Here is a 22,739-nt window from a genome sequence, read left to right on the forward strand (position 1 = left end):
TTCTTTTGAACTATTTTATGTCTTCAAATGTTTGATTGAAGTTTTCAAAAAATAGATCAGCCTCTTCTTGTACCCCGTCTGCTTCCACATTTTCTGGAAGCGGCGGTAATTCATCTAAGGCTTTTAAGCCAAATTGCTCTAAAAAGGTAGGGGTTGTCCCATAAAGAATCGCTCGTCCCGGACCATCGGCACGTCCTACTTCACAGAGCAGTGCTTTGGCTACTAAGCTATGAAGTACCCGCTCTGATTTGACTCCTCTAATCTCCTCTACCTCACTGCGTGTAATCGGCTGTTTATAAGAAACAATGGCAAGCACCTCCAGCGCTGCCTGCGACAAACCCTTGGATGGTGTCTCGACTAATTTTTTTAAATACATGCTGTATTCTTTTTTCGTCAGCAGCATATATGAATCTGCATATTCAATGAGCTCAATCCCTCGTTCTTGTTTTTGATATTCTTCCTTTACGGAAGACATAATGTCGAGTAATACCGACTCATCTACTTCAAGAACAGACATGAGCTGTTTTCTTGTTAAGCCTTCGTCACCTGCTGCATACAGCAGCGCTTCTAAGATGGCTTTCCAATTCACGATATCAAGCGTCATGAATCGTTTCACTCCCTATGATATAAATGTCTTCAAAGTTCCCTTCCTGCTCTAGCAAGATTTGATGACTTTTCATCAATTCGAGAACAGCAAGAAACGTCACGACAAGGTGCTCCTTTTGATCATGTTGAAATAGAGTCATGAAATTGGTCCGCTTTTTTGTTTTTCTTAAATGGTTCATAATCTCATTCATTTTGTCTTCAATCGGGATTTCTTGTCTTGTAATCTTTGATGGTGCTGGTTTCGTTATTTTCTTTCGATTTAATACCTTTTGGAACGCACCTAACATATCATACACCGTTACGTGTAAATTTGTGTCCTTCGCTTCTGATTCTTTTGCAAATTCGCTTAAATCACTCGGTGGTTTTGTAAAGGCATTTTGCCTTTCTTCTTCGCGTTCCTTTAATTCTTGTGCTGCATTTTTATACTTGCGGTATTCAATCAATTTGCCAATCAGCTCTTCTCGAGGATCTTCTTCCTCTTCGAGCAGGTCTTCATCAAACAGCTCTTCCTCTTGTTTTGGAAGAAGCATTCTGCTTTTAATACTCAGGAGGGTTGCAGCCATGACCAAATATTCGCTCGCAACATCGAGCTCAAGCTCCCTCATCGTGTGGACATATAATAAATACTGCTCCGTAATTTTAGCGACGGGAATATCATAAATATCAATTTCCAACCGGTTAATTAAATGTAAAAGCAAGTCCAAAGGACCCTCGAACGAATCTATTTTCACCTGATATTCCAGCATCTTTTTCTCACCATTTCTACTGTCTTCTAAGTACCGTTTCACCGGCTAACCTTTAGTATAAGACAGGATAAAGCTCTCGTCCAATATAATTTCGGCCAAAATGCCTTAGGCAAATCAAGAAAAACAGTGGATCCGCCCATACCAATAAGGGCATTTATACATAGAATACCATTGTAATCAGAACTGATGAAAAAGGAGGCCGTATCATTATGGGAGATGGCTATAACTTCGGCGGAGGATTCGCGCTTATTGTCGTGCTTTTCATCTTGCTGATCATCGTTGGCGCGGCTTGGGTTTATTAAAGAAACAGAGCGTCCTTTTCACTAAAGGGACGCTCTTTCTTCTTTTCTTTTCGATATGTTAGACTGAGAGTGGAAAAGGAGATGACCGCTGTGTATCCTGAAGCGTACGTGGCTTTTTTACACGAATTTCATACGACAAGAGATTATTTTGAGTGTCATGAAATTCTAGAGGAATATTGGAAAGAAGATCCCCCTAAGCAGCGCAAAGACTATTGGGTCGGGCTCATTCAGCTCGCTGTTGCCTTGTATCATCAAAGACGGGGAAATGGAAAAGGAGCAAAACGGCTCATTTCTAACAGTCTTCATTTGTTAGAATCAAACCGTTCAGTATTATCGAATCTCGGTCTGGATGATGAGGCATTTCTGATGCTTCTGAGAACGCTGAAAAAGAAAATGGATGAAGATATGCCCTATGAGAGTGTGATGCTGCCGATCAAAGATGAAGCACTTCTTTCTTTATGCCAAGAAATGGCCCAAAAAGAAGGACTGCTCTTTGGACAGGAAAGCAACTTATCCCATACATTTTTAATCGAAAAACATAGACTCCGTGACCGGACAGAAGTTTTGCTTGAACGAAAAAAGCAGATTGAACGTAAAAAAAGCAGAGGACTGTAGCCTCTGCTTTTACATGTGTGATATTTAATTTGATTCGCTGTGACACTTATGAAAGAAGCCTTGCGTTAATTCATTTGGAATGAGTGTTTTGGTTTTAAATATTTCTTCCACGGCTAAAACCATTTCCTTGCCGATTCCTTGATCACGATGGGATGGATTCACACTAATATGCTCAATTTGTACTTGGTCGTCTGTTTTGAGCACACCAATAGCACCTACAATATCTTCGCCATCTTTCCATAGGAACAGCTGCCGATCTTCATCCATTTCATATGACTTCATCGTCTGCTGAAGCTGTTTGACGTCTTTCTCACCCGGCATAAAGGACAGAAGTCCCATGGCAATTTTTTCAAAAGACCTCTTGTAACGAATTAACATATATACCCCTCAATATTCAAATTATCCTAATTTCCAGCAAATGTCTTATGATTCATTTGCTCATCACACATTATAAACATTTTTATACCGTTTTTAAACTCTTTTTCACTAAATTAAGAGAACGTTCGATTGAGATTCGCCATTTCAATAGCAGCTGCAGCCGATTCGCTGCCTTTATTTCCTGCTTTTGTACCAGCTCTTTCAATGGCTTGTTCAATAGATTCTGTTGTGAGTACACCAAAGATAATCGGTACCCCTGTTGACATAGCACTCTGAGCAATTCCTTTAGCAGCTTCATTACAAACGTAATCATAGTGAGTCGTTGCGCCTCTAATCACGGTTCCAAGTGTGATGACTGCATCATATTTTTTGGTTTCTGCTAATTTTTTTGCCATGTACGGGATTTCAAAAGCGCCTGGTACCCACACAACATCGATATCATCACCATTTGCTCCGTGTCTGAGTAATGTATCTTCTGCTCCATCTAACAGTTTACTTGTAATAAAATCATTGAATCTCGCTACAACGATTGCAAATTTTAGTCCTTCTGCTACTACATGACCTTGTATTGTATTCATATGTTGATCATCCTTTTTTGTGATTTTTATTTTGTTTCAATAGCGGCTGTTCGATTGTTGTTTAAATATGTCTGTAATGCTTCGATTGTCAGCATCTTTAAATCATGCTGTTTTTGGATCTCCTTTAGTTCAGGGACGCGAGCCATTGATCCATTTGCATTCATAATTTCACATATGACACCCGCTGGCTCTGAGCCTGCCAGTTTAGCAAGATCAACCGCCGCCTCTGTATGACCCGGTCTTTCTAGTACGCCGCCCTCTTTTGCAATAAGCGGAAAAACATGTCCTGGACGGGCAAATTCGTCTGGTTTTGCGTCTTTATTTAACATGGCCAGCATGGTCGTGGAGCGCTCAAAAGCACTAATACCAGTTGTCGTTGTCACATGGTCGATGCTTACTGTAAATGCTGTATGGTGTGCATCCGTATTATGTTCAACCATTGGATGCAGATTCAGGTGTTTTGCGATCGACGCATGGACTGGCGTACAAATGAGGCCTCTTCCATGTAAAGCCATGAAGTTAATCACCTCAGGTGTGGCATGCTCAGCAAGTGCCACAAAGTCTCCTTCATTTTCTCTGTCTTCATCATCCACTACGATAATGATTTCTCCTTGTTTAAGGGCATTTACTGCCTCATCAACGGAATGATACATACAATCGCCTCCTAGAATCCGTGCTCTTTTAGAAATGATGGGGTCAATCGAGATGGCTGTTTTTCGCTCTGCTCTTTTGTTAAAAAGCGATAAATGTATTTACCGATCATGTCACACTCTATATTCACGATATCCCCCATAGATTTAGTCGGGAAAATAGTTCCTTCAAGCGTGTGAGGAATAATAGAGACTGTGACATGTGAATCTCGCAAATCGAAAATGGTCAAGCTGACACCATCTATTGCGATCGAACCCTTTTGGGTGAGCATATCTGTGAGGGTCTTGTTCATCTTTAAATCATAGTAAATGGCATTACTCTTCTTTTCTATCCGGGTAATGACAGCCGTTCCATCAACATGGCCTGAGACAAAGTGGCCGCCAAATCGTCCATTTGAGGACATGGCTCGCTCTAAATTCACTGGACTGCCTTTTGTCAGCTGATCCAGCGATGTGGCTTTGACCGTCTCTGGCATCACATCTGCCGCGAACTGTTCTTTTGTGAAGCTAGTGACTGTGAGACATACTCCATTAATGGCGATACTGTCTCCGAGGTGAACATCTTCCAGCACACGGCTGCATGTAATGACAATTTCCATGGCATCTGCTGACTTTTTACTTAATGACTGAACGGTGCCAACTTCTTCAATTATCCCCGTAAACATGTGATCCTCCCTTTCGTTTCATTTGTATTTCTCACTTTTAAAAAAAGCGATGTTAGGGACATGTGATCGATTGAGCACCTTCGTCGCTTTTTATGGTCCATACAAGGTAGATGAGGGATCACCTAATAAACACTGTATGCAGTCTATTAACGACAAAATCATACAGAAAGCCCCGGAAAAAATTCCGGGGCTGTGGTTTTTTTGCATCAGAAATAAGACTATGATCAACAAATATTTTTCGTTCATAGCTTTCTTTATCCTTCTCCCATCCAGACTTTCACTGTCGGCTTCAGCTTTTCACTGAATCAACCGTTAATAAATTAACGGGTCACGGGCTGTAAAGCATTTGCTTTATTACCGTCGGTCGGGATTTTCACCCTGCCCCGAAGGATACAATCGATATTTAGCTGTCCTTAGGGGCTATTATAGCGATCCTTGTTGTCAAATGCAACAATCAAGATTTCTTCACAAAAAAAGCCTCCTTATAGGAAAGGAGACATGTTAATTGACGACTTTTACAACTTTTATCAGCCCATCTATTCTTTTTTCATTACTAAAGTAGGCTTTAATACGATCTCCTTTTTTTAGATCGGCCACATCATCTTCAAATTTCTTACCATTAAAAATGATTTTTGTGCCATTCTTCGCTTGACCGTAATATTCATCTCCATCAATTTTCGTAATGGTATATTCATAGATGGTGTAATCTTTATCATTATTTGTTAAGCTTTCGCCAATAGCTGTTGGCACATCTTCAATTTTCATGCCATTCATGTATAAATAACCTGCGCCTAAACAAAGCAGTAAAACAAATAAGATCGCAATTTTTAATTTAATTTTCCCCATATTTAGAACCTCCATCATCTGCACTTCGCCTATTTGTATGTTTTATTCCTTCTTTTATTGAAATAAAACCAAAAAAGCTGATTTTCATTAATGGTTACTTATATAACGATTCAGATGGCCCTTTGGTTCCACCTCTTAATCATTACATATGATACGAATATGCGTTCTTTATTAAGGGGGTCTTTTTCCTATTTATTAGTTCGTAACACACCATACTGCAAGCTTTTCATTATATTCTTTTTTCGAGTGCGAATAAGTCTTCCTCTAACAATTGTGACCGCTGAACAGCGATGCTGCGGCTGTCGCGAACCCCTTGATTATAGTAGTAGCTTCCAAGGTTTTTTGTGATAAATTCTAGTATATTAATGGCTGCTAATTCACCAATCTCTTCTTCTCGTTCTTCGGCAAAATAACGCTGAATAGCCATCGTCATTTGATTTCTCTCTTCTTTTGTGAGTGGTTTCAAAGTCTCCCCTTCTTTCTTTTCGCTTTCTACATTTGCATTCTGGATGTGCTGGAGCCCGCGCGAATACGAATATTTGTTCTCTTATCATATCATAAAAACATATTCTGTGCATGACTGCCCTATAAGAAAAAGCGTATTTTGATGTAATGGATCAAATACGCTTTCACTATGCTGTATGATTTTTTCACGGAAGCTGTCATAGCGTGTTGTCCATTTTATTTTAAAATGGATAGGATCGTCGCTACAGAATGATCTACAAATGAACGCTCTGGACGTGACTTCATGAGGACGGTAAGCCCGATGAAAGAAACGACCAGTGTCTGTGCTAAGGCTTTAGCATTCAAGCTGCTTTCGAACTCACCCGAGCGAATACCTTGCACAATCTTTTCTTCAAATATGACCGAAAGATACATCTGATGCTCTCTTGTCAGAATTTCAAATTTCTCTTCGTGTGGAGCAAGTTCCACTATCGTATTAATGCAAAAACAGCCTTTACTCGGGCCATCCCTGTATTCCTCTTCCACTACATCTGTAAATAATGTATGAAATGCTTCCTTTACAGATTGATTGTTTTGAAGTTTTGTTCGAATACGGGCTGCATGCTGCTTTGTATATTTGCGTAAGGCAGCCTCAAATAACTCCTCTTTATCTCCAAAGGCTGAGTATAAGCTTGGCCGCTGTATTCCCATTTTTGCAGTCAAATCGCTTAACGTTGTAGCTCTATACCCCTTTTCCCAGAAAAGCACCATTGCATCATCCAACGCTTTTTCCTCATCAAACTCACGCTGTCGAACCATCATCAATTCCTCTTTTCAATAATAAAATCATTTCACCAAAACAATTATTCATTTATTTATTTGTAAGGATATCATTTTCTTTTTTATTATCAATCAGTACATTATAATTTTATTTTATTCATGTAAAATTGTCAAACTACCTTTTTACTTTCAAAATTAACTTAGAATAACTGGATTAAACTCTTGACTTTAAAACATTTTGTTGGTTATCCTTAACAGAAATCATTTTATACTTATCGATATATTATACTTTTTAGTATAAAAAGGAGAGGATGCAATGAATGGTTAAAGATAAAATGACTCCAAGAGATCATCCTGATATGAAAACGGCTCATTTTCGAATAAAGCCTGGATCAAAAATGACTCACTATATGGCACTACTTTTTGCAGCATCGTGCGGGATGGCTGTTGCAAACATATACTTCGCACAACCGTTACTAGATTCACTGGCAGACGAGTTCGGTATCACGTATTCATCCATCGGTATTGTCATTACGATTACTCAGCTTTGTTATGCAGCGGGGCTGCTACTGATAGTACCACTTGGTGATCTGTTGAATCGACGCCGGCTCATCATTGGTCAGATGCTTTTATCTGTGCTTGCCCTCATTCTAGTCGGCATTGCTCCTATCATTACCGTCCTATTTCTAGGATTAGCAGTGGTCGGACTGCTCGCTGTAGTCACTCAGGTACTCGTTGCGTTTGCAGCAAGTTGGGCTGCTCCAGAAGAGCGCGGCCGTATAGTCGGCTTGGTGCAAAGTGGAATTGTAATCGGTATTCTTCTCGCCCGGACCTTTGCTGGTGTATTAACCGATTTTGCTGGCTGGAGGTTTGTTTATCTTGTTTCTGCCGTCATCATGCTTATCCTGACTGGCGTATTGTTCCGAGTGCTCCCGCATGATGACAGCAAAAGAGAATCATTATCCTATGCTGATCTGCTTCGTTCAATGTTTACATTGTTTATACAAGAACGAATTCTCCGCATCCGTGGGATTCTGGCTCTTCTGATTTTTATTGTCTTTGGTACGTTATGGACTTCACTCGTGCTGCCTCTCAGTACAGCGCCATACTCTCTTTCACATACTGCTATTGGCGCATTTGGTCTTGCTGGGGCAGCCGGAGCGTTAGGAGCTGCTCGGGCTGGCAGCCTTGCTGATCGAGGTTTTGGACAGTTCACAACCGGTATAGCCCTTGTCCTCTTATTCATTTCATGGTTTTTCATCAGTTTGACTGAATATTCACTTATTGCATTAGTCATTGGCATTATCATTCTTGACCTGTCTGTGCAGGCAGTACATGTGACCAATCAGAGTATGATTTTTACAGTACGGCCTGAGGCGAGAAGCCGGCTTACTGCCGCTTACATGATTTTTTACTCCATCGGTAGTGCGACCGGTTCAATTGTTTCAACCAGCATATACGCAGCCTATGGCTGGAGCGGAGTATGTCTTTTTGGTGCCTCTATCAGCGCTTTAGCCATTTTGTATTGGCTCATCACCTACCGCATAACGAAACAAATCACGGTAGAATCAGAAACAAAATAAAAAAACACCGCGATTAAGCGGTGTTTTAGATTAAGCATCTACAACTTCAACTTTTTCCATGCCTTGGCCTTGCTCCATATCAAGTACAGCCTCGATACCAGATGTTACCTTGCCAAAAACAGTGTGAACACCGTTTAAGTGCGGCTGCGGGTCATGTACGATAAAGAATTGGCTGCCGCCTGTGTCTTTACCAGCATGCGCCATTGATAATGAACCTCTTTCGTGCTGATGTGGATTTCCTTCTGTTTCACATTTAATTGTGTAACCAGGACCACCCGTTCCATTACCGTTTGGGTCGCCGCCTTGGCTGACGAAACCTGGAATCACGCGGTGGAATTTTAATCCATCGTAGAAGCCTTCATTCGCTAATTTTTCAAAGTTTGCTACTGTACCTGGAGCAGCCTCTGGGTAAAGTTCAAACTCAATTTTCTTTCCATTCGTTAATTGTATGTATCCTTTTTTCGCCATTTTTCACATTCTCCTTTCAGGTTAAACAACGCTCATTATAGCACATTTTCGGTGATGTTAAACATCCCCTGCTCTTCGATTGTCATTTACCTCTTAACTGATGATTGATAAAATAGGGTTGCTTGATTCTTTTTTCCTAATAAAATGATATTTGACTAAATGACATGTCTTCATTTATTGGAAAAGGAACACATCTTAAAAAGAAAATTGAAACGTCGAGCCAATTTGTTACGTCTATATGATGGAGTGCACTTCAACACGTGTACTCAAAAGATGAGTTTCTCTTGAAAGAGGAACGCTTTCGACTTGAAGGAGGTCAACATGTTTAAAAAAATGATGCTTGGTATGATGGCAGCGCTCCTTTTCCTAATTGGTGCGCCAAAAGTCAGCTTAGCGGATGCAGCTGTCGGCGATGTCATCGTCACACTCGGGCAAGACCTAACACCGGCTGATCGCCAGAAGGTGCTTGACGAGTTGAACCCACCTGAAAATGCGACAAAAATTGAAGTAACCAATAAAGAAGAGCACGAATATTTAGGAAAGTATATCCCTCGTTCTCAAATCGGGACGAGAGCATTATCATCTTCATCGATCACCATTGAAAAATCAGGTACTGGTCTGACTGTGGATACACACAACATCAAGACCATTACAGATGAGATGTATTTAAATGCTTTAATGACAGCAGGTGTCAAAGATGCCAAGGTTGTCGTGACTGCTCCATTTGAAGTATCTGGTACAGCGGCACTGACGGGCTTACTAAAAGCGTATGAGGTGTCAAGCGACAAAGCCATTCCAGAAGATGTGAAGCAGGTGGCAAACGAAGAGCTTGTGACAACTTCTAAATTGGGTGACTCTATCGGAAAAGACAACGCTTCTGCCCTTATTGCAAAAATCAAAGATGACATTGCAAAAAATGGTGTTCCTAAAACCACAAAAGAAGTAGAAGAAAAAGTGGATCAGGCTGCTTCTGAATTGAACTTAAATCTGACGCAGGATCAAAAAGATCAGCTTGTCTCGCTATTTGATAAAATGAAAAACATCAATATCGATTGGAATCAAGTAGGATCTCAAATTGATAAAGCAAAAGACAAGATTACTAAATTCATAGAATCGGATGAAGGGAAAAACCTTCTTCAAAAGATTTGGGATTTCTTTGTCTCCATTTGGAACGCGATCGTTTCTGTATTCACTGGAGGAAAATAATTCATGAAAAAAAGCTGCCTGAACACCAGGCGGCTTTTTTAAGTAGATGATTTCACTTTTGATTGATACGGTAAATCAAGTTTGACAATGTCCTCATATGTTTCACGCTCAACCACAAGCTGCGCTTCCCCGTCTTCTACAAACACAACAGCTGGGCGCGGGATACGGTTATAGTTGTTTGACATACTATAGCCGTAAGCTCCGGTACAAAAGACAGCTAATAAATCCCCTTGTGATAATTCTGGCAGATCGATATCCCAAATGAGCATATCTCCACTTTCACAGCATTTACCGGCAATTGAAACCGTTTGATCATGCGTTTGGCTCATTTTGTTGGCACTTGCGGCTTCATATTTCGCTTGATATAAAGCTGGACGAATGTTATCACTCATTCCGCCATCTATCGCCACATAATCGCGGATGCCAGGTACATGTTTTGATGATCCGATCGTATAAAGAGTCGTCCCTGCATCTCCAACAAGAGAACGGCCTGGTTCTATCCAAATCTCTGGCATATCAAACTCATAGCGGGCAACGTTCTCTTTCACAGCTTGGATAATTTTCTCGACATATTCTGTTGCAGGAAGTGGTTCATCCTCTTCTGTATAACGAATCCCAAAACCGCCGCCTAAGTTTAATACTGTAGAAATAAAACCAAATGATTCTCTCCATTCATCCAGCTTCAAAAAGATTTTATCTGCTGCAAGGACAAAACCAGCCGTATCAAAAATTTGTGAACCGATATGACAATGAACACCTAAAAGCTCGATCACTTCTGAACCAAGCACTTGTTTCACCGCTTCATCTGCTTGTCCATTGTGAAGATCAAAGCCAAATTTTGAATCCTCTTGACCTGTCGTAATGTAATCATGCGTATGCGCTTCGACACCAGGCGTGATGCGGAGCAATACTTTGACTTTTTTTGACAGCTCTTGACCAAGCTGTTCAATGAGCTTCATTTCATAGAAATTATCCACAACAATACAGCCGATCCCATGCTCTAAAGCCATTTTTAATTCTTCTCTGCTTTTATTATTGCCATGGAAATGAATTTTTTCTACTGGGAATCCAGCGCAAATGGCTGTGTGAAGCTCACCGCCTGATACGACATCAAGAGATAATCCTTCTTCTTTGGCAAGCTGAAACATGGCGATGGAGGAAAATGCTTTACTCGCATATGCTACCTGCGCCGTTAATTCTTCTTCTATAAACGCTTTTTGAAAGCTTTTTGCGCGCTCCCGTATTAAAGCCACATCATATACATAAAGTGGTGTCCCATACGTTTCAGCTAAAGAAACAGCATCAACACCACCAATTTCTAAATGACCGAGTTCATTTTGTCTGCAAGTGCCGTGTAAATACAATGTCATTCCCTCTTTCTCCGCTTCGGCTGAAAAAAGGCAGCTGCGTGAGCTGCCTTTTGCCGTGTCTCAAAGTTAAAAATACAATATCACAATCTTCAGCCACTTTCAATGAGCGTTAAGAATTTGGCGGAATTTTTGATCTGTTTTGAGGGTGAACGATGCTCGGCCTTACTTTTGAGCCAGGAACAGACGTCCGAATTAGCACTTGCCACAAAGCCTTTCCATTAAAAGGAATGAACGGCCACATATAAGGCGTCTGCAATGAACGAATGGATGTTAAATAAATGATTAACAACGTAAAACCAATGATGAGTCCATTCAGCTTAAAGATCGCTACTAGTGCTAGGATGATGAGCCTTACAATCTTATTGGCGACACTCAGTTCATAGCTTGGCGTTGTAAAGGTACCGATCGCTGCCAGCGAGACGTATAAGATGACCTCTGGTGTAAATAAACCAACATCAATGGCGATTTGTCCAATTAAAACAGCCGCGATCAGCCCCATGGCGGTCGACAATGCGGTTGGCGTATGAATCGCAGCCATCCTTAAAAATTCCACCCCGAAATCAGCAAGAAATACTTGGAGAATCACAGGGATATGAGAAGGTTTGTTAAATCCAATATAGCTTAAATTGTCTGGCAGGAGATTTGGTTCGAGGATAAAAAGAAACCAAATCGGCAAAAGAAAGGTAGAACATAAAATGCCTAAAAAGCGTACCCATCTTAAGAATGTACCAACGGCAGGTGCCTGGCGGTATTCTTCTGCATGCTGAACGTGGTGAAAAATAGTGGTTGGTGTAATGATGACACTAGGGGATGTATCCGTAATGATGATGACATGCCCTTCTAATATGTGGTTAGCGGCGACATCTGGACGCTCGGTGTAACGCACTAGCGGAAAGGGATTATATCCTTGCTTAATAATAAATTCTTCAATCGTTTTATCAGACATCGTCAACCCATCGACTTTGATTCCTGATACTTCTTTTTCTATAATATCTACTAAGTCAGGGTCTGCAATATCTTCAATATAGCAAACACAGACATCCGCTTTTGAACGTTCGCCTACTTTGAGCATTTTGTATCGCAGCTTTTCATCCCGTACTCTTCTTCGAATCAGCGCTGTGTTTACAATAATGTTTTCAACAAAGCCGTCCCTTGCTCCCCGGACCACCTTTTCTGTATCCGGCTCCTCAGGCATTCTGCCAGGATAGCTTCTAACATCAATGATAAAGGCGTAGTTTTCACCTTCTACAACGACTGCTACAAGCCCAGACAGTACTTGATCCACTGCTTCATCCAGCGTTTCTACCTTGGACACCTGCTGATTGACAAGGCGGTTCTCGACTACATGTGCAAGATCATCTGATTCAGGTTCGTTGTCATTGATTTCGATTAGTTCCTTTAATAAGTAGATGACATACTGTGTATCACACAATCCGTTTACATAGTAAAGCTGGATTTCCTGATCGTGTATATAAATTTTCCGAACACCAAGGTCAAAGCTGAGACCCATCCCGACATTTTCCTTGAAGTAATCTTCATTTTTCTTCGGGTCTCGGTACACGTTTACCTTGTCTTTCTTCATGGTAACCACTCCTTTCTAGTATTAATTCCACTGCTTTCATCGTGATTGGAGATCCCTTGCTCAGATCATCTTTTCGTCCCATCTTGCCAATATCTCCAATCCCGACAACTAACGGAAGGTTGAGGGAGTCAAGGCAATACACTGTATCCCCGCTCATTTTATGGGGCTCCATTTCGGGAAGACCGTGTTTGTCGACACCATATTCTGTCAGTTCACCTTCCCGGTCAATCGAGACATGAACCTTTGTCCATTCTGCTTGATGCGTCTTGGATGCAACTGCGATCGCACCAATAACTTCGATTTCAGGGTGGCGCGCCACATGTTTCATCGCCGTCTCCCCTGTTCCTTCACCTGTCAGACCAGAATCATCAAACATCACAAAGACTGGATCATACGGCGTTTTTAAAATCATCTGAACAAGTTCAGGTCCTGTCCGTTTGCTTGGATTTCCTTTTGAGCTGGAAATACATCGTCCGCCGACGTTTTTAGCAGCAAGCTCTATGGTTTTGGCAGCATATATATCTCCGTCTGTCACTAAAATGACTTTCCGTCTTTGCCCCATATTCGGTTATCCTTTCGGTTTAAAGATAAGTGCGACAATAAATGAGAATAAAATCGCAGCTGATATTCCAGCAGAGGTTAATTCAAAAATACCGATACCGATGCCGATGAATCCATGTACATCTGCCTGATGCATTGCCCCATGAAGCAAGCTATGACCAAAGCTGACGATTGGTACGGTGGCGCCCGCACCTGCAAATTCAATAAATTTATCATAAATACCGAATCCATCTAAAATGGTACCCGCTACAACAAAAGTAGTCATGACATGTGCAGGCGTGAGTTTAAGTACGTCTAGTAAAAGCTGGCCAATGACGCAAATAAGTCCGCCTGCCACAAAAGCGATAAGATAATCCATTAGCTCTCTCCTCCTGCACGCTCAAATACGACACCGTGCGCAATGGTTGGAATGGTCTCTTTTTGCTGAACCATCATCGGGCTGAGTAACGCCCCGGTTGCCACAACAAGTACTCTTTGCAAATTCCCTGCTTTCATTTCTTGAAAAATATGACTAAATGTCACAATAGCTGAACAAGCACAGCCGCTGCCTCCTGCGAATACGTTTTGGTCGGGTGTATAGATAATTAAACCGCAATCATCGTGCTTTCGCCCAAGCTGAATGCCGTCTTCTTTCAGAAGATCCTTTAAGATCGGTGAACCAATGCCTGATAAATCACCAGTTAAAATCAGATCGTAATCATCTACTGTTCTTCCTAAGTCTTCTAAATGCTGCTTGATGGTGTCTGCCGCTGCCGGTGCCATGGCCGATCCCATATCAAATGGATCTGTAATGCCAAGATCCATGACCCTGCCTACTGTTGCGCTTGTAATTTGAATGTCAGAGATTTCTTGGCTGATAATAACAGCTCCGCTTCCTGTCACTGTACTTGTTGCTGTATCGGGCTTTTGTCCGCCGTATTCTGTCGGATTACGAAATTGGCGTTCTGCCGTCGCATTATGGCTGCTTGTCGCTGCAATGGCTCTATTTGCAAAACCGCCATCAATGAGCGCTGACGCAATGGCAACCGATTCCATTGAAGTCGAGCATGCCCCAAACAAGCAAAGAAACGGGATCTTCAGCTCTCTTGCCACATAGTTTGCAGTGACGTTCTGATTGAGTAAATCTCCAGCCAGCAACAGGTCAATATCGCTTTTTTGCAAATTTGCTTTTGATAAAGCGGTTGATATCGCATCATCCATGAGCTTCCTTTCAGCCATTTCCCAATTCTTTTGATCACAGTGCATTTCATCATACGTTTTATCAATTAAATGGCCAATCGGGCCTTCTTTTTCTTTCGGTCCTGCAGCAGTTCCTTCTGCATTGACATAAAGCTTGTGCTCAAATACCCAAGATTGTTTACCTGTTAGTTTCACCTTTCATTCCTCCTACGAAAACATCTTTTCAAAGACGTATCGAATGATCCCTACGACATATGCGGAAACGACACCAAACACAATGACGTTCCCAGCGAGTTTAAACATATTTGTGGCAACACCTAAAACAAGCCCTTCACTTTTATGCTCAAGGGCAGCACTTGTCATACTGTTAGCAAAGCCTGTCACTGGTACGGCCGATCCGGCTCCAGCAAACTGGCCGATTCTATCGTAAATACCGATACCCGTTAATAGAGAAGAAATTAAAATGAGGGTTGCCACCGTCGGATTCCCTGCTGTCTTTTCGTTAAAATCAAAAAAATGGATATAGAAATTTTGCAGCCCCTCACCTATCAGACAGATTAAGCCGCCAACTAAAAACGCCTTGATGCAGTTGATGACATAAGGAGGTTTGGGCTGATACGTTTTTACCTTAGATGGATAGTTCTCTTTTAAACTCGACACGTGTTGTTCCCTCCAATTTCTTAAATATAAATAAGCCAATGAAATAGTGAACCAAATACCTTTCCTAAGACGATGGCCATGAGCAGCAAAACAATTTTCCCGTCCATTCCAATTCTTTTCGTTAATATAGGAAGTACATTTAATACTTCAGTGAGTGCAGCTGCAAGCATGCCGACAAAGATACCTGATAAAAGACCGACCGGCAGTGCCAGCCATTTGGTTAAATGCAGATGTATTTGACTTAAGGTGGCCCAGCCGCCAACGACTGCACCGCTAATGACAGCCGCCTCGTACCCTTGTATGAAGCGCTGCGTTTTGGTTAATTGCATTAAGCGGGGAATGATGCCAAGCACTGTAAGAAATGCCACAAATCCTGCTCCGACCGTTAAACCGCCGCCAAGTCCAACGAGTACAACAAACAGCCATTTACCGATCATGGATATCTTTCAATGTTTCTTTATTTTCGTTGAGTGCGACGTAATGATCGAGATCAAGCTGATATTTAAACATTTCCACCTCTAGCGGACTTGGTTCTTCATTTAAACGCTTTTTAAATACATGATTGAAAAACAAAATCATGCCAAAGCCGAGTCCAAAGCTATATGGAATTTGTAATAAATACGGATGCTCAACCGTTTTTCCAGTGATCATTTCATATAGACGGATATGAACGAGCCGCATACTGACATCCTCGTGGAAATTCATAATGGCAAGGGCCGCTCCGACAAATAATAGGAGCCATACAAACACAAATAAAACGGGAGAAAGCTGGCGTTTGCCTGTATCAATTTCAACAATAGCTTCAGAGCCGCCGACGGTTTGAATGTCGATATCCGGCCACGTTTTTTTGATCGTTTTGACGACATGCATGATATCAAGTACGACGATGTGACGATCCTTTTTGCTGACATGATACACCGGCATTTTGCTAAGCTTTTGCACAGCAAACTCATCACCAGTGATTTGGGAGATATCCTCTAAATAAATGAGCTGATCAATACCGGTCTTGATTCGATGGCGCAGCCGAATAAAGATTTGTCCGTCCATCCAAGTCACTTCCTATACGATGGGTTAAAAATAGTATGTGGTGAAAAATGGTTCTCATACTGATAGAACTTGATTTACCGGTAATTACCACACAAAAAAAGCCAGCCGAATTGGCTAGCTGTCTTTTTGATCCATTTGCATTTGGATTTGTTTTAAAATTTTCTTTTCAAGCCGTGAGACTTGTACTTGTGAAATGCCAAGTCTTTCTGCAACCTCAGATTGTGTCTGATCTTTATAATACCTTAAATACACAATGAGTTTTTCCCGTTCTTCTAATTCCTTGATCGCTTCTTTCAGTGCGATTTTGTCAAACCATCTTTCCTCAGAATGATCAGCAATTTGATCAAGCAATGTAATCGGATCCCCATCATTTTCATACACCGTTTCATGAATGGATGATGGGGAGCGTACCGCTTCTTGGGCGAGGACGACATCCTCTGGTGTGATATCAAGGTATTCGGCAATTTCCTGAACGGTCGGCATTCTTCCATGAGACTTAGACAATTCATCCCTTGCCCGCCGAATTTTATTTCCGAGTTCCTTTAATGACCGGCTGACTTTGACCGTTCCATCATCCCGAATGAATCGCTGAATCTCACCAATGATCATGGGAACGGCGTACGTTGAAAACTTTACATCATATGACAAATCAAATTTATCAACAGATTTCAGCAGTCCAATACAGCCAATCTGAAACAGATCATCTGGTTCATATCCCCTATTTAAAAAGCGCTGAACAACGGACCAAACAAGACGCATGTTTTTTTCTACGAGGAGGTCTCTTGCTTGCTGATCACCGTCTTGGCTTTTTTTGATGAGCTCTTTGACTTCATCATTTGACAGCTGGGCTTTTTTAGCTTGCTTTTTTACCTCCACATCCATATGAGCAGCTCCTTTAATTACAAAGCGCTTTGCTTTTTGATAGATGCTTTGTTAAACGGATGGTCGTGCCCATTTCTGGTGATGAGTCCACCATGACATCATCCATAAAATTCTCCATGATGGTAAAGCCCATTCCAGAGCGCTCTAAGTCTGGTTTTGTTGTAAAAAGCGGCTGTCTTGCTTCCTCAAGATCTGTAATACCCATACCTTCGTCACGAATGGTAAGATAAACGACATGGTCATCTAGCGTGACATGGATATGCACCTTTCCATCTGGATTCCCATCATAGCCATGGATGATGGAGTTTGTCACTGCCTCAGATACAACGGTCTTGATTTCTGTTAATTCATCTAAAGTCGGGTCAAGCTGAGCGATAAACGCCGCGACTGTCACCCTTGCAAACGATTCATTCTGGCTTAATGCCGAAAAAGTCAGGTTCATTTCATTTCTCATGATGCCACCCCCAATGTTTGCAAAGCCGTTTGCTCAGAAGGCTCCATCCGAATGATTTTAAACAAACCAGACATATCAAATAACCGGTTCACCGCTGGCGAGATGGCACAGACGACCATTTCCCCGCCAAGCTGCTTAATTTCTTTATATCTTCCTAAAATCACTCCGAGTCCAGAGCTGTCCATAAACGATAAATCAGCCAGATTCAGCACAATGTGGCGAATGTCCTCTGTTTCCAAATAATTCGTCACCTTTTGTCTCAATGTTTCTGCGGAGTGATGATCGAGCTCTCCTGTTAACCGAATGCAAAGTACGCTCTCTTTTACTTGAAAATCAATACCAAGGCTCATTTTTTTCTTCCTCCTTGCTCTAATTTCGGATAAAGAATGTTTCTCTTTTATATGAAGTAAATCCTTCACCATGACAAAACTAGTGACCATTCGTCACATTTAGATGTTCTTTTCTTTTCTCATAGCAAAAAGACTGCCAATTACAGCAGCCTTTCGCCTTTTATTTCCATTTCACAAAATCAGCCATTGCTCGTTTGAAGAAAGTCCAAACGCCTGCCTTTTCCATTCCTTCTTTTGCTTCTACAGGGCTTTCATGCAGCACTTTTCCGTCTTTTTTCAAGACGATCGTACCAAGTTCCGTTCCTTTTGAAAATGGAGCTTTGACATCATGAGACAATTTGATTTCTTTTTTGATCTGATCCACATTTTCGCCTTTTTTCGTTAAAAGGGAGATCGGTTCAGAAGTAACGAGCTGAATGTTTTTCTTTTTCCCTTTGCTCACTTTGACCTCCGCCACATCTTGCCCTCTTTTGTAAAGCGGATGAGTCGTATATTGACTAAATGCGTAATCTAACATTTTGACTACCTGAGCATTTCTGTCTTTCGGAGTGCTTGCGCCGAAGACAACCGCAATGACGCGCATGTTGCCTTTTTTAGCAGATGCAGTTAAACAGTATTTCGCTTCACCTGTAAAACCTGTTTTCACCCCATCGACCCCTGGATAAAATTTAATCAGACGGTTTGTGTTGACAAGCCAGAATTTTTTATCTGTGTTTTGCCGTAAAAAGTCTTCGTAGACACCTGTGAATTTGGTGATTTGTTCATATTTCAACAGCTCTTTTGCCATTTTTGCCATATCGTGAGCTGTGCTGTAATGGTCTTTTTCAGGAAGTCCTGTTGGGTTTTGAAAGACCGTTGAGGTGAGGCCAAGCTCTTTCGCCCTTTTGTTCATCTGCTCAACGAACTGTTCTTCAGATCCTGCAATATGCTCTGCCATGGCAACTGAAGCATCATTTCCTGACGCAATCGCAATGCCTTTCAGCATTTCTTTTACGGTCATTTCTTCTCCTGGTTCAAGGAAGATTTGTGAGCCTCCCATGGACGCTGCATAGTCGCTCGTTCTGACCTTGTCTGTCATTTTTAGTTTACCTTGATCAATGGCTTCCATGATGAGAAGCATCGTCATGATTTTGGTCATACTTGCGGGTGCAAGCTTTTCATCGCTGTTTTTGTTGTAAAGCACCTTTCCCGTGTCTCGTTCTATTAAGATCGCTGATTTGGCTTCGTGTGCCAATTCTGATGTTTGTTTTTCTCCTGGTTTTTCAATCTTTTCTTTTGCTATCGCTGATGGTGAAACCATTGAGATAAGGATCATTAAAATAAACAATGCACATATATGACGTTTCAAGTGGCAGACCTCCATTATCGTAATCCTTTCTATTTTTTCCTCATACAGGCTGTTTTATTCAGAGATCGTATGATTGCAAATAAAAAAAACCTTCTGCTTGGGTAGCAGAAGGCTTCTGGACACATGCTATGAAAGTTGTTTGACAATGTCTTTTACTAAATCAAGAAAACTTGCTTTCACTTTTTCCGTTACTTCGATCACTTCATCATGAGACAGCGGCTGATCCAAAATACCAGATGCCGCATTGGAAATGCATGAAATGCCAAGTACTTTGATTCCTGCATGACGCGCAACAATGACTTCTGGAACAGTCGACATTCCGACCGCATCTGCTCCAAGTGTTCTTAGGAAACGAACTTCAGCAGGTGTTTCATATGAAGGCCCTGTCATCCCTGCATAAACCCCTTGCTGTACAGATATACCTAAACGCTGGGCTGTTTCTTCTGCAAGTGCCAATAGTTCTTTATCGTACGGTGCAGACATATCAGGGAAACGGACGCCTTGACTGTCATTTGGGCCAATTAATGGATTGGTTCCCATCATATTGATATGATCTGTGATCAGCATGAGATCTCCTGGGCGGAATGACGTATTCACACCGCCGGCTGCATTTGTGACAATGCATGTGTCAATGCCAATTTCTTTCATCACACGGACAGGAAACGTCACTTGCTTCATATCATATCCTTCATAGAAATGAAAACGTCCTTGCATAGCGCAAACGACAGTGCCTTTCAGCGTTCCGATCACGAGCTGTCCTGCATGTCCCTCTACTGTTGAAACAGGGAATCCAGGAATATCTTCATATTTTATTTTGATTGGATTTTCAATCTCATCTGCTAAAATGCCAAGTCCTGATCCTAAAATGAGCCCAACTGTTGGTACATATGTCGATGCTTGTTTAATGTATGCCGCCGCTTCTGAAAACTGTGCTCCCACGAAATCTCCCCCTATTTGAGTTTAGATAAAAAGCTTGTTCCGTATTTTGGCATCGTTGTCTTGAAATTATCTGCAACGGTTGCCCCAAGATCAGCAAACGTTTTTGCTGTTGGCAGTTCATTTGCTTCCTGATGCTTTTTGCTGTAAGCAATGAGCGGAACATATTCTCTTGTATGATCTGTTCCGTGATGAACTGGGTCATTACCATGATCTGCTGTGATCACAAGAAGGTCATCCTCTTTCAACAGGTCAAACACTTCAGGAAGACGTGCATCAAATTCCTCTAGTGCTTTTCCATAACCCTCTGGATCTCTTCTATGTCCGTAAAGAGCGTCAAAATCAACAAGGTTTAAAAAACTTAGTCCTGTAAAGTCTGTTTTAAGTGTATCGACCAGCTTGTCCATTCCATCCATGTTTGATTTTGTTCTAAGAGATGATGTGATACCCTCGCCGTCATAAATATCAGAGATTTTTCCGATCGCAATGACATCGAGTCCATCATCTTTCAGTTCATTCATGACTGTACGGTCAAATGGTTTTAACGCATAGTCATGACGGTTTGGCGTTCTAACAAATGCGCCAGGCTCTCCGACAAACGGACGAGCGATAATCCGGCCAACCATATATTTTTCATCTAATGTGAGTTCACGGGCAATTTCACAAATACGATAAAGTTCATCTAATGGCACAACTTCTTCGTGCGCAGCAATTTGCAGCACAGAATCCGCAGATGTATAAACAATTAAATCGCCTGTTTTCATGTGCTCTTCGCCAAGCTCATCTAAAATTTCCGTACCAGACGCAGGTTTATTTCCAATAATACCTCGGCCTGTTTTTTCTTTTAGTTCATTTAATAGTTCATCTGGGAATCCTTCTGGAAAGACTTTGAACGGTGTGTCTATGTAAAGACCCATGATTTCCCAGTGTCCTGTCATTGTGTCTTTACCGTTTGATGCTTCTTGCATTTTTCCATAATACGCAAGCGGTTTTTCATCCGCTGGAATTCCTTTGATTTCTTTAATATGACTCAGCCCAAGCTTCGCCATATTCGGCATATGAAGCCCGTTCATTTTTTCAGCAATATGTCCAAGTGTATCTGCACCTACATCATTAAAATCAGCAGCATCTGGTGCTTCCCCAATTCCTACTGAATCCATGACGACGAGGAAAATGCGTTTATACTGATAATCAGGCATTAAAAAGCGCCTCCTTCAATATTCTTGTCTTTTGACCTTACAAACAGCGAGAGGTCAGACATCTCAAGTATAAACCGTTTACAAGCCAGTTGACAACCATAAACGGTGTAAACATGAAAAAGCATGACACCCGTTCACTGTGTCATGCTTTACTTATGCCCTTGGATGGAATTTGTGATACACATCTTTCAGTCTTGTTTTCGTCACATGTGTATAAATTTGTGTTGTTGAGATATCGGCATGTCCGAGCATTTCCTGTACAGCTCTTAAGTCCGCACCGTTTTCAAGCAGGTGTGTAGCAAATGAATGTCTGAGCGTATGAGGCGTCAGTTCCTTTTGAATCCCTGCTTCGATGGCTCGTTTTTTCAAGTTCTTCCAGAAGCCTTGACGCGACATTTTTTTCCCATGATGATTGAGAAATAGGGCATCGGACGGCTGTTTTTTTAACAGCTTGCTTCTTCCCTTTTCGATATATTCTTCAATCGCGCTTGCAGCAGCTTCACCAATTGGCACAATTCGCTCTTTTCTTCCTTTTCCAAAACAGCGGATAAAGCCCATTGTGAGGTGAACATCCGCAAGGGTCAGATCCAGCATTTCACTGACGCGAATGCCCGTTGCATATAAGAGCTCAAGCATTGCTTTGTCTCGGTAGTCAAAGGGAGTGTTTTGATTTGGTGTATCAAGCAGCTTTTCGACCTCTCCTAATGATAGAACTTTCGGTAAAGTCCGCTCTGTTTTTTGCGTTTCAATGTTCCATGACGGGTCATCCGTTGTCACTTTTTCCCGAAGCAGAAATTGATGAAAGGAACGGATCGATGATAGATGCCGTACAGACGTTTTACTCGATTTCCCTTCCTCTTTTAGCTGCTTTAAATAATGAATGATATGCAGACGCGTGACATCGCTAATATCCGTCAGCTGTTCATGTGTCATTAAAAAAGACAAGTAGTTCTGTAAATCTCTTTTATAAGAAACAATGGTATTTTCAGAGAGTCCTCTCTCTACGGTCATAAAATGAATAAAGTCGGATAATTGATCGTTCAATGATTTCTACTCCCCGTTTTGATAAAAATAAATCAATCGGTCTTGCCAGTTGTCTTGATTCGGCTGATCCATTTCCATCACTTTAATTGCTGCACCCTCTGGTTTATCATAACGATGGTAGCTTTCATATTCTGAATTTATCCATATCATAGCATAATAGAACAGGACGGTAAAACCAGTGAACAAGATAAATACTTTGATCACTTCACCTGTTGTTTTGAGCCATTTTCGCATAAACTTCAAGTCCTTTCTCACCTTCT

29 protein-coding genes, 1 pseudogene and 1 riboswitch are annotated in these 22,739 nt (G+C 41.5%); of the genes and pseudogenes, 4 read left to right on the forward strand and 26 right to left on the reverse strand.

Annotation, left to right across the window (positions count from 1 at the left end):
* Positions 1–10 precede the first annotated feature (10 nt).
* Both scpB and NSQ25_RS10620 read right to left on the reverse strand, forming a co-directional pair.
* The gene (scpB, locus tag NSQ25_RS10615) at positions 11–604 is read right to left on the reverse strand and encodes an SMC-Scp complex subunit ScpB (protein WP_024422847.1); all 594 of its coding nucleotides are present in this window, start codon (positions 602–604) and stop codon (positions 11–13) included.
* A complete protein-coding gene (locus tag NSQ25_RS10620) occupies positions 594–1,352 on the reverse strand; it encodes a segregation/condensation protein A (protein WP_034280379.1) in 759 nt (252 codons plus the stop codon). The genes scpB and NSQ25_RS10620 overlap by 11 nt, the downstream gene beginning before the upstream one ends.
* A gap of 209 nt (positions 1,353–1,561) precedes the next feature.
* On the opposite strand from NSQ25_RS10620, the gene NSQ25_RS10625 reads away from it, so the two are divergent.
* On the forward strand, positions 1,562–1,654 hold the full coding sequence (locus tag NSQ25_RS10625) for a YjcZ family sporulation protein (RefSeq protein ID WP_012010430.1): 93 nt from the start codon (positions 1,562–1,564) through the stop codon (positions 1,652–1,654).
* Between the two features lie 90 nt (positions 1,655–1,744).
* Positions 1,745–2,269: a DUF309 domain-containing protein gene (locus NSQ25_RS10630; protein ID WP_065214671.1), complete on the forward strand. Its 525-nt coding sequence runs from the start codon at positions 1,745–1,747 to the stop codon at positions 2,267–2,269.
* A 24-nt stretch (positions 2,270–2,293) separates the two neighbouring features.
* Here NSQ25_RS10630 and NSQ25_RS10635 read toward each other — a convergent pair whose 3' ends face one another.
* The 7 genes and pseudogenes from NSQ25_RS10635 to NSQ25_RS10665 all read right to left on the reverse strand — a co-directional run bounded on the left by NSQ25_RS10635 (position 2,294) and on the right by NSQ25_RS10665 (position 6,649).
* Positions 2,294–2,647 (reverse strand): GNAT family N-acetyltransferase, encoded by a 354-nt coding sequence (locus NSQ25_RS10635; protein WP_024422850.1) that lies wholly within the window; start codon positions 2,645–2,647, stop codon positions 2,294–2,296.
* 113 nt (positions 2,648–2,760) lie between these two features.
* On the reverse strand, positions 2,761–3,225 hold the full coding sequence (ribE, locus tag NSQ25_RS10640) for a 6,7-dimethyl-8-ribityllumazine synthase (RefSeq protein ID WP_029706184.1): 465 nt from the start codon (positions 3,223–3,225) through the stop codon (positions 2,761–2,763).
* Between the two features lie 74 nt (positions 3,226–3,299).
* Positions 3,300–3,878: pseudogene (gene ribB / locus NSQ25_RS10645) on the reverse strand (3,4-dihydroxy-2-butanone-4-phosphate synthase); the annotation flags it as partial.
* 11 nt (positions 3,879–3,889) lie between these two features.
* Entirely contained in the window at positions 3,890–4,540 is a 651-nt protein-coding gene (gene ribE / locus NSQ25_RS10650; RefSeq protein WP_024422851.1) for a riboflavin synthase, read from the reverse strand.
* Positions 4,541–4,793: 253 nt separating this feature from the next.
* Positions 4,794–4,935, reverse strand: a riboswitch (FMN riboswitch).
* Positions 4,936–5,041: 106 nt separating this feature from the next.
* The gene (locus tag NSQ25_RS10655) at positions 5,042–5,386 is read right to left on the reverse strand and encodes a hypothetical protein (RefSeq protein WP_008344451.1); all 345 of its coding nucleotides are present in this window, start codon (positions 5,384–5,386) and stop codon (positions 5,042–5,044) included.
* Positions 5,387–5,615: 229 nt separating this feature from the next.
* Positions 5,616–5,852 (reverse strand): DUF2164 domain-containing protein, encoded by a 237-nt coding sequence (locus NSQ25_RS10660; RefSeq protein WP_061109305.1) that lies wholly within the window; start codon positions 5,850–5,852, stop codon positions 5,616–5,618.
* 215 nt (positions 5,853–6,067) lie between these two features.
* A complete protein-coding gene (locus NSQ25_RS10665) occupies positions 6,068–6,649 on the reverse strand; it encodes a TetR/AcrR family transcriptional regulator (RefSeq protein ID WP_251232027.1) in 582 nt (193 codons plus the stop codon).
* Between the two features lie 320 nt (positions 6,650–6,969).
* On the opposite strand from NSQ25_RS10665, the gene NSQ25_RS10670 reads away from it, so the two are divergent.
* Entirely contained in the window at positions 6,970–8,193 is a 1,224-nt protein-coding gene (locus tag NSQ25_RS10670; protein ID WP_326136656.1) for an MFS transporter, read from the forward strand.
* 30 nt (positions 8,194–8,223) lie between these two features.
* Here the strand turns inward: NSQ25_RS10670 and NSQ25_RS10675 are convergent, their stop codons facing one another.
* A complete protein-coding gene (locus tag NSQ25_RS10675) occupies positions 8,224–8,661 on the reverse strand; it encodes a peptidylprolyl isomerase (protein WP_008359679.1) in 438 nt (145 codons plus the stop codon).
* A 321-nt stretch (positions 8,662–8,982) separates the two neighbouring features.
* On the opposite strand from NSQ25_RS10675, the gene NSQ25_RS10680 reads away from it, so the two are divergent.
* Positions 8,983–9,867, forward strand: a complete 885-nt coding sequence (locus NSQ25_RS10680; RefSeq protein ID WP_326136251.1) for a DUF1002 domain-containing protein — start codon at positions 8,983–8,985, stop codon at positions 9,865–9,867.
* A 38-nt stretch (positions 9,868–9,905) separates the two neighbouring features.
* Here the strand turns inward: NSQ25_RS10680 and lysA are convergent, their stop codons facing one another.
* The 16 genes from lysA to NSQ25_RS10760 form a co-directional block, all read right to left on the reverse strand.
* Positions 9,906–11,231, reverse strand: a complete 1,326-nt coding sequence (gene lysA, locus NSQ25_RS10685; RefSeq protein ID WP_034280367.1) for a diaminopimelate decarboxylase — start codon at positions 11,229–11,231, stop codon at positions 9,906–9,908.
* A gap of 115 nt (positions 11,232–11,346) precedes the next feature.
* Complete coding sequence (locus tag NSQ25_RS10690) at positions 11,347–12,828, reverse strand: spore germination protein (protein WP_087975842.1); 1,482 nt, start codon at positions 12,826–12,828, stop codon at positions 11,347–11,349.
* The gene (locus tag NSQ25_RS10695; protein ID WP_046311665.1) at positions 12,773–13,381 is read right to left on the reverse strand and encodes a stage V sporulation protein AE; all 609 of its coding nucleotides are present in this window, start codon (positions 13,379–13,381) and stop codon (positions 12,773–12,775) included. Before NSQ25_RS10695 ends, NSQ25_RS10690 begins: the two co-directional genes overlap by 56 nt.
* Before the next feature lie 6 nt (positions 13,382–13,387).
* The gene (gene spoVAE, locus NSQ25_RS10700) at positions 13,388–13,738 is read right to left on the reverse strand and encodes a stage V sporulation protein AE (RefSeq protein WP_024422860.1); all 351 of its coding nucleotides are present in this window, start codon (positions 13,736–13,738) and stop codon (positions 13,388–13,390) included.
* On the reverse strand, positions 13,738–14,754 hold the full coding sequence (gene spoVAD, locus NSQ25_RS10705) for a stage V sporulation protein AD (protein ID WP_034280361.1): 1,017 nt from the start codon (positions 14,752–14,754) through the stop codon (positions 13,738–13,740). The genes spoVAE and spoVAD overlap by 1 nt, the downstream gene beginning before the upstream one ends.
* 12 nt (positions 14,755–14,766) lie before the next feature.
* Positions 14,767–15,219, reverse strand: a complete 453-nt coding sequence (gene spoVAC, locus NSQ25_RS10710) for a stage V sporulation protein AC (protein ID WP_034280360.1) — start codon at positions 15,217–15,219, stop codon at positions 14,767–14,769.
* 20 nt (positions 15,220–15,239) lie between these two features.
* On the reverse strand, positions 15,240–15,656 hold the full coding sequence (locus NSQ25_RS10715) for a stage V sporulation protein AB (RefSeq protein WP_034280358.1): 417 nt from the start codon (positions 15,654–15,656) through the stop codon (positions 15,240–15,242).
* The gene (locus NSQ25_RS10720) at positions 15,646–16,266 is read right to left on the reverse strand and encodes a stage V sporulation protein AA (protein WP_326136250.1); all 621 of its coding nucleotides are present in this window, start codon (positions 16,264–16,266) and stop codon (positions 15,646–15,648) included. Before NSQ25_RS10720 ends, NSQ25_RS10715 begins: the two co-directional genes overlap by 11 nt.
* Before the next feature lie 114 nt (positions 16,267–16,380).
* Positions 16,381–17,148, reverse strand: a complete 768-nt coding sequence (sigF, locus tag NSQ25_RS10725) for an RNA polymerase sporulation sigma factor SigF (protein ID WP_024422864.1) — start codon at positions 17,146–17,148, stop codon at positions 16,381–16,383.
* Positions 17,149–17,161: 13 nt separating this feature from the next.
* Positions 17,162–17,602, reverse strand: a complete 441-nt coding sequence (gene spoIIAB, locus NSQ25_RS10730) for an anti-sigma F factor (protein WP_024422865.1) — start codon at positions 17,600–17,602, stop codon at positions 17,162–17,164.
* Positions 17,599–17,952 (reverse strand): anti-sigma F factor antagonist, encoded by a 354-nt coding sequence (spoIIAA, locus tag NSQ25_RS10735; protein WP_024422866.1) that lies wholly within the window; start codon positions 17,950–17,952, stop codon positions 17,599–17,601. Before spoIIAA ends, spoIIAB begins: the two co-directional genes overlap by 4 nt.
* A 160-nt stretch (positions 17,953–18,112) precedes the next feature.
* Positions 18,113–19,300 carry a D-alanyl-D-alanine carboxypeptidase family protein gene (locus NSQ25_RS10740; protein WP_065214665.1) on the reverse strand — a complete coding sequence of 396 codons (1,188 nt, stop codon included), beginning with the start codon at positions 19,298–19,300 and terminating at the stop codon, positions 18,113–18,115.
* Between the two features lie 126 nt (positions 19,301–19,426).
* Positions 19,427–20,239 carry a purine-nucleoside phosphorylase gene (locus NSQ25_RS10745; RefSeq protein ID WP_041117867.1) on the reverse strand — a complete coding sequence of 271 codons (813 nt, stop codon included), beginning with the start codon at positions 20,237–20,239 and terminating at the stop codon, positions 19,427–19,429.
* Positions 20,240–20,250: 11 nt separating this feature from the next.
* Complete coding sequence (deoB, locus tag NSQ25_RS10750) at positions 20,251–21,435, reverse strand: phosphopentomutase (protein ID WP_041117869.1); 1,185 nt, start codon at positions 21,433–21,435, stop codon at positions 20,251–20,253.
* Positions 21,436–21,588: 153 nt separating this feature from the next.
* Entirely contained in the window at positions 21,589–22,479 is an 891-nt protein-coding gene (xerD, locus tag NSQ25_RS10755; RefSeq protein WP_111926489.1) for a site-specific tyrosine recombinase XerD, read from the reverse strand.
* A gap of 6 nt (positions 22,480–22,485) precedes the next feature.
* On the reverse strand, positions 22,486–22,713 hold the full coding sequence (locus NSQ25_RS10760; RefSeq protein ID WP_024428058.1) for a YqzK family protein: 228 nt from the start codon (positions 22,711–22,713) through the stop codon (positions 22,486–22,488).
* Between the last annotated feature and the right edge of the window lie 26 nt (positions 22,714–22,739).

The sequence above is a fragment of the Bacillus sp. FSL R5-0512 genome (assembly GCF_038593295.1).
Classification (GTDB): Bacteria; Bacillota; Bacilli; order Bacillales; family Bacillaceae; genus Bacillus; species Bacillus safensis.

Bases quoted from the DNA above. Each gene is read 5' to 3' on its own strand.
- scpB (WP_024422847.1), bottom strand. From the start codon at position 604: ATGACGCTTGATATCGTGAATTGGAAAGCCATCTTAGAAGCGCTGCTG.
- NSQ25_RS10620 (WP_034280379.1), bottom strand. From the start codon at position 1,352: ATGCTGGAATATCAGGTGAAAATAGATTCGTTCGAGGGTCCTTTGGAC.
- NSQ25_RS10625 (WP_012010430.1), top strand. From the start codon at position 1,562: ATGGGAGATGGCTATAACTTCGGCGGAGGATTCGCGCTTATTGTCGTG.
- NSQ25_RS10635 (WP_024422850.1), bottom strand. From the start codon at position 2,647: ATGTTAATTCGTTACAAGAGGTCTTTTGAAAAAATTGCCATGGGACTT.
- ribE (WP_029706184.1), bottom strand. From the start codon at position 3,225: ATGAATACAATACAAGGTCATGTAGTAGCAGAAGGACTAAAATTTGCA.
- ribE (WP_024422851.1), bottom strand. From the start codon at position 4,540: ATGTTTACGGGGATAATTGAAGAAGTTGGCACCGTTCAGTCATTAAGT.
- NSQ25_RS10655 (WP_008344451.1), bottom strand. From the start codon at position 5,386: ATGGGGAAAATTAAATTAAAAATTGCGATCTTATTTGTTTTACTGCTT.
- NSQ25_RS10665 (WP_251232027.1), bottom strand. From the start codon at position 6,649: ATGGTTCGACAGCGTGAGTTTGATGAGGAAAAAGCGTTGGATGATGCA.
- NSQ25_RS10670 (WP_326136656.1), top strand. From the start codon at position 6,970: ATGAAAACGGCTCATTTTCGAATAAAGCCTGGATCAAAAATGACTCAC.
- NSQ25_RS10675 (WP_008359679.1), bottom strand. From the start codon at position 8,661: ATGGCGAAAAAAGGATACATACAATTAACGAATGGAAAGAAAATTGAG.
- NSQ25_RS10680 (WP_326136251.1), top strand. From the start codon at position 8,983: ATGTTTAAAAAAATGATGCTTGGTATGATGGCAGCGCTCCTTTTCCTA.
- NSQ25_RS10695 (WP_046311665.1), bottom strand. From the start codon at position 13,381: ATGGGGCAAAGACGGAAAGTCATTTTAGTGACAGACGGAGATATATAT.
- spoVAE (WP_024422860.1), bottom strand. From the start codon at position 13,738: ATGGATTATCTTATCGCTTTTGTGGCAGGCGGACTTATTTGCGTCATT.
- NSQ25_RS10715 (WP_034280358.1), bottom strand. From the start codon at position 15,656: ATGATCGGTAAATGGCTGTTTGTTGTACTCGTTGGACTTGGCGGCGGT.
- NSQ25_RS10720 (WP_326136250.1), bottom strand. From the start codon at position 16,266: ATGGACGGACAAATCTTTATTCGGCTGCGCCATCGAATCAAGACCGGT.
- sigF (WP_024422864.1), bottom strand. From the start codon at position 17,148: ATGGATGTGGAGGTAAAAAAGCAAGCTAAAAAAGCCCAGCTGTCAAAT.
- spoIIAB (WP_024422865.1), bottom strand. From the start codon at position 17,602: ATGAGAAATGAAATGAACCTGACTTTTTCGGCATTAAGCCAGAATGAA.
- spoIIAA (WP_024422866.1), bottom strand. From the start codon at position 17,952: ATGAGCCTTGGTATTGATTTTCAAGTAAAAGAGAGCGTACTTTGCATT.
- deoB (WP_041117869.1), bottom strand. From the start codon at position 21,435: ATGCCTGATTATCAGTATAAACGCATTTTCCTCGTCGTCATGGATTCA.
- NSQ25_RS10760 (WP_024428058.1), bottom strand. From the start codon at position 22,713: ATGCGAAAATGGCTCAAAACAACAGGTGAAGTGATCAAAGTATTTATC.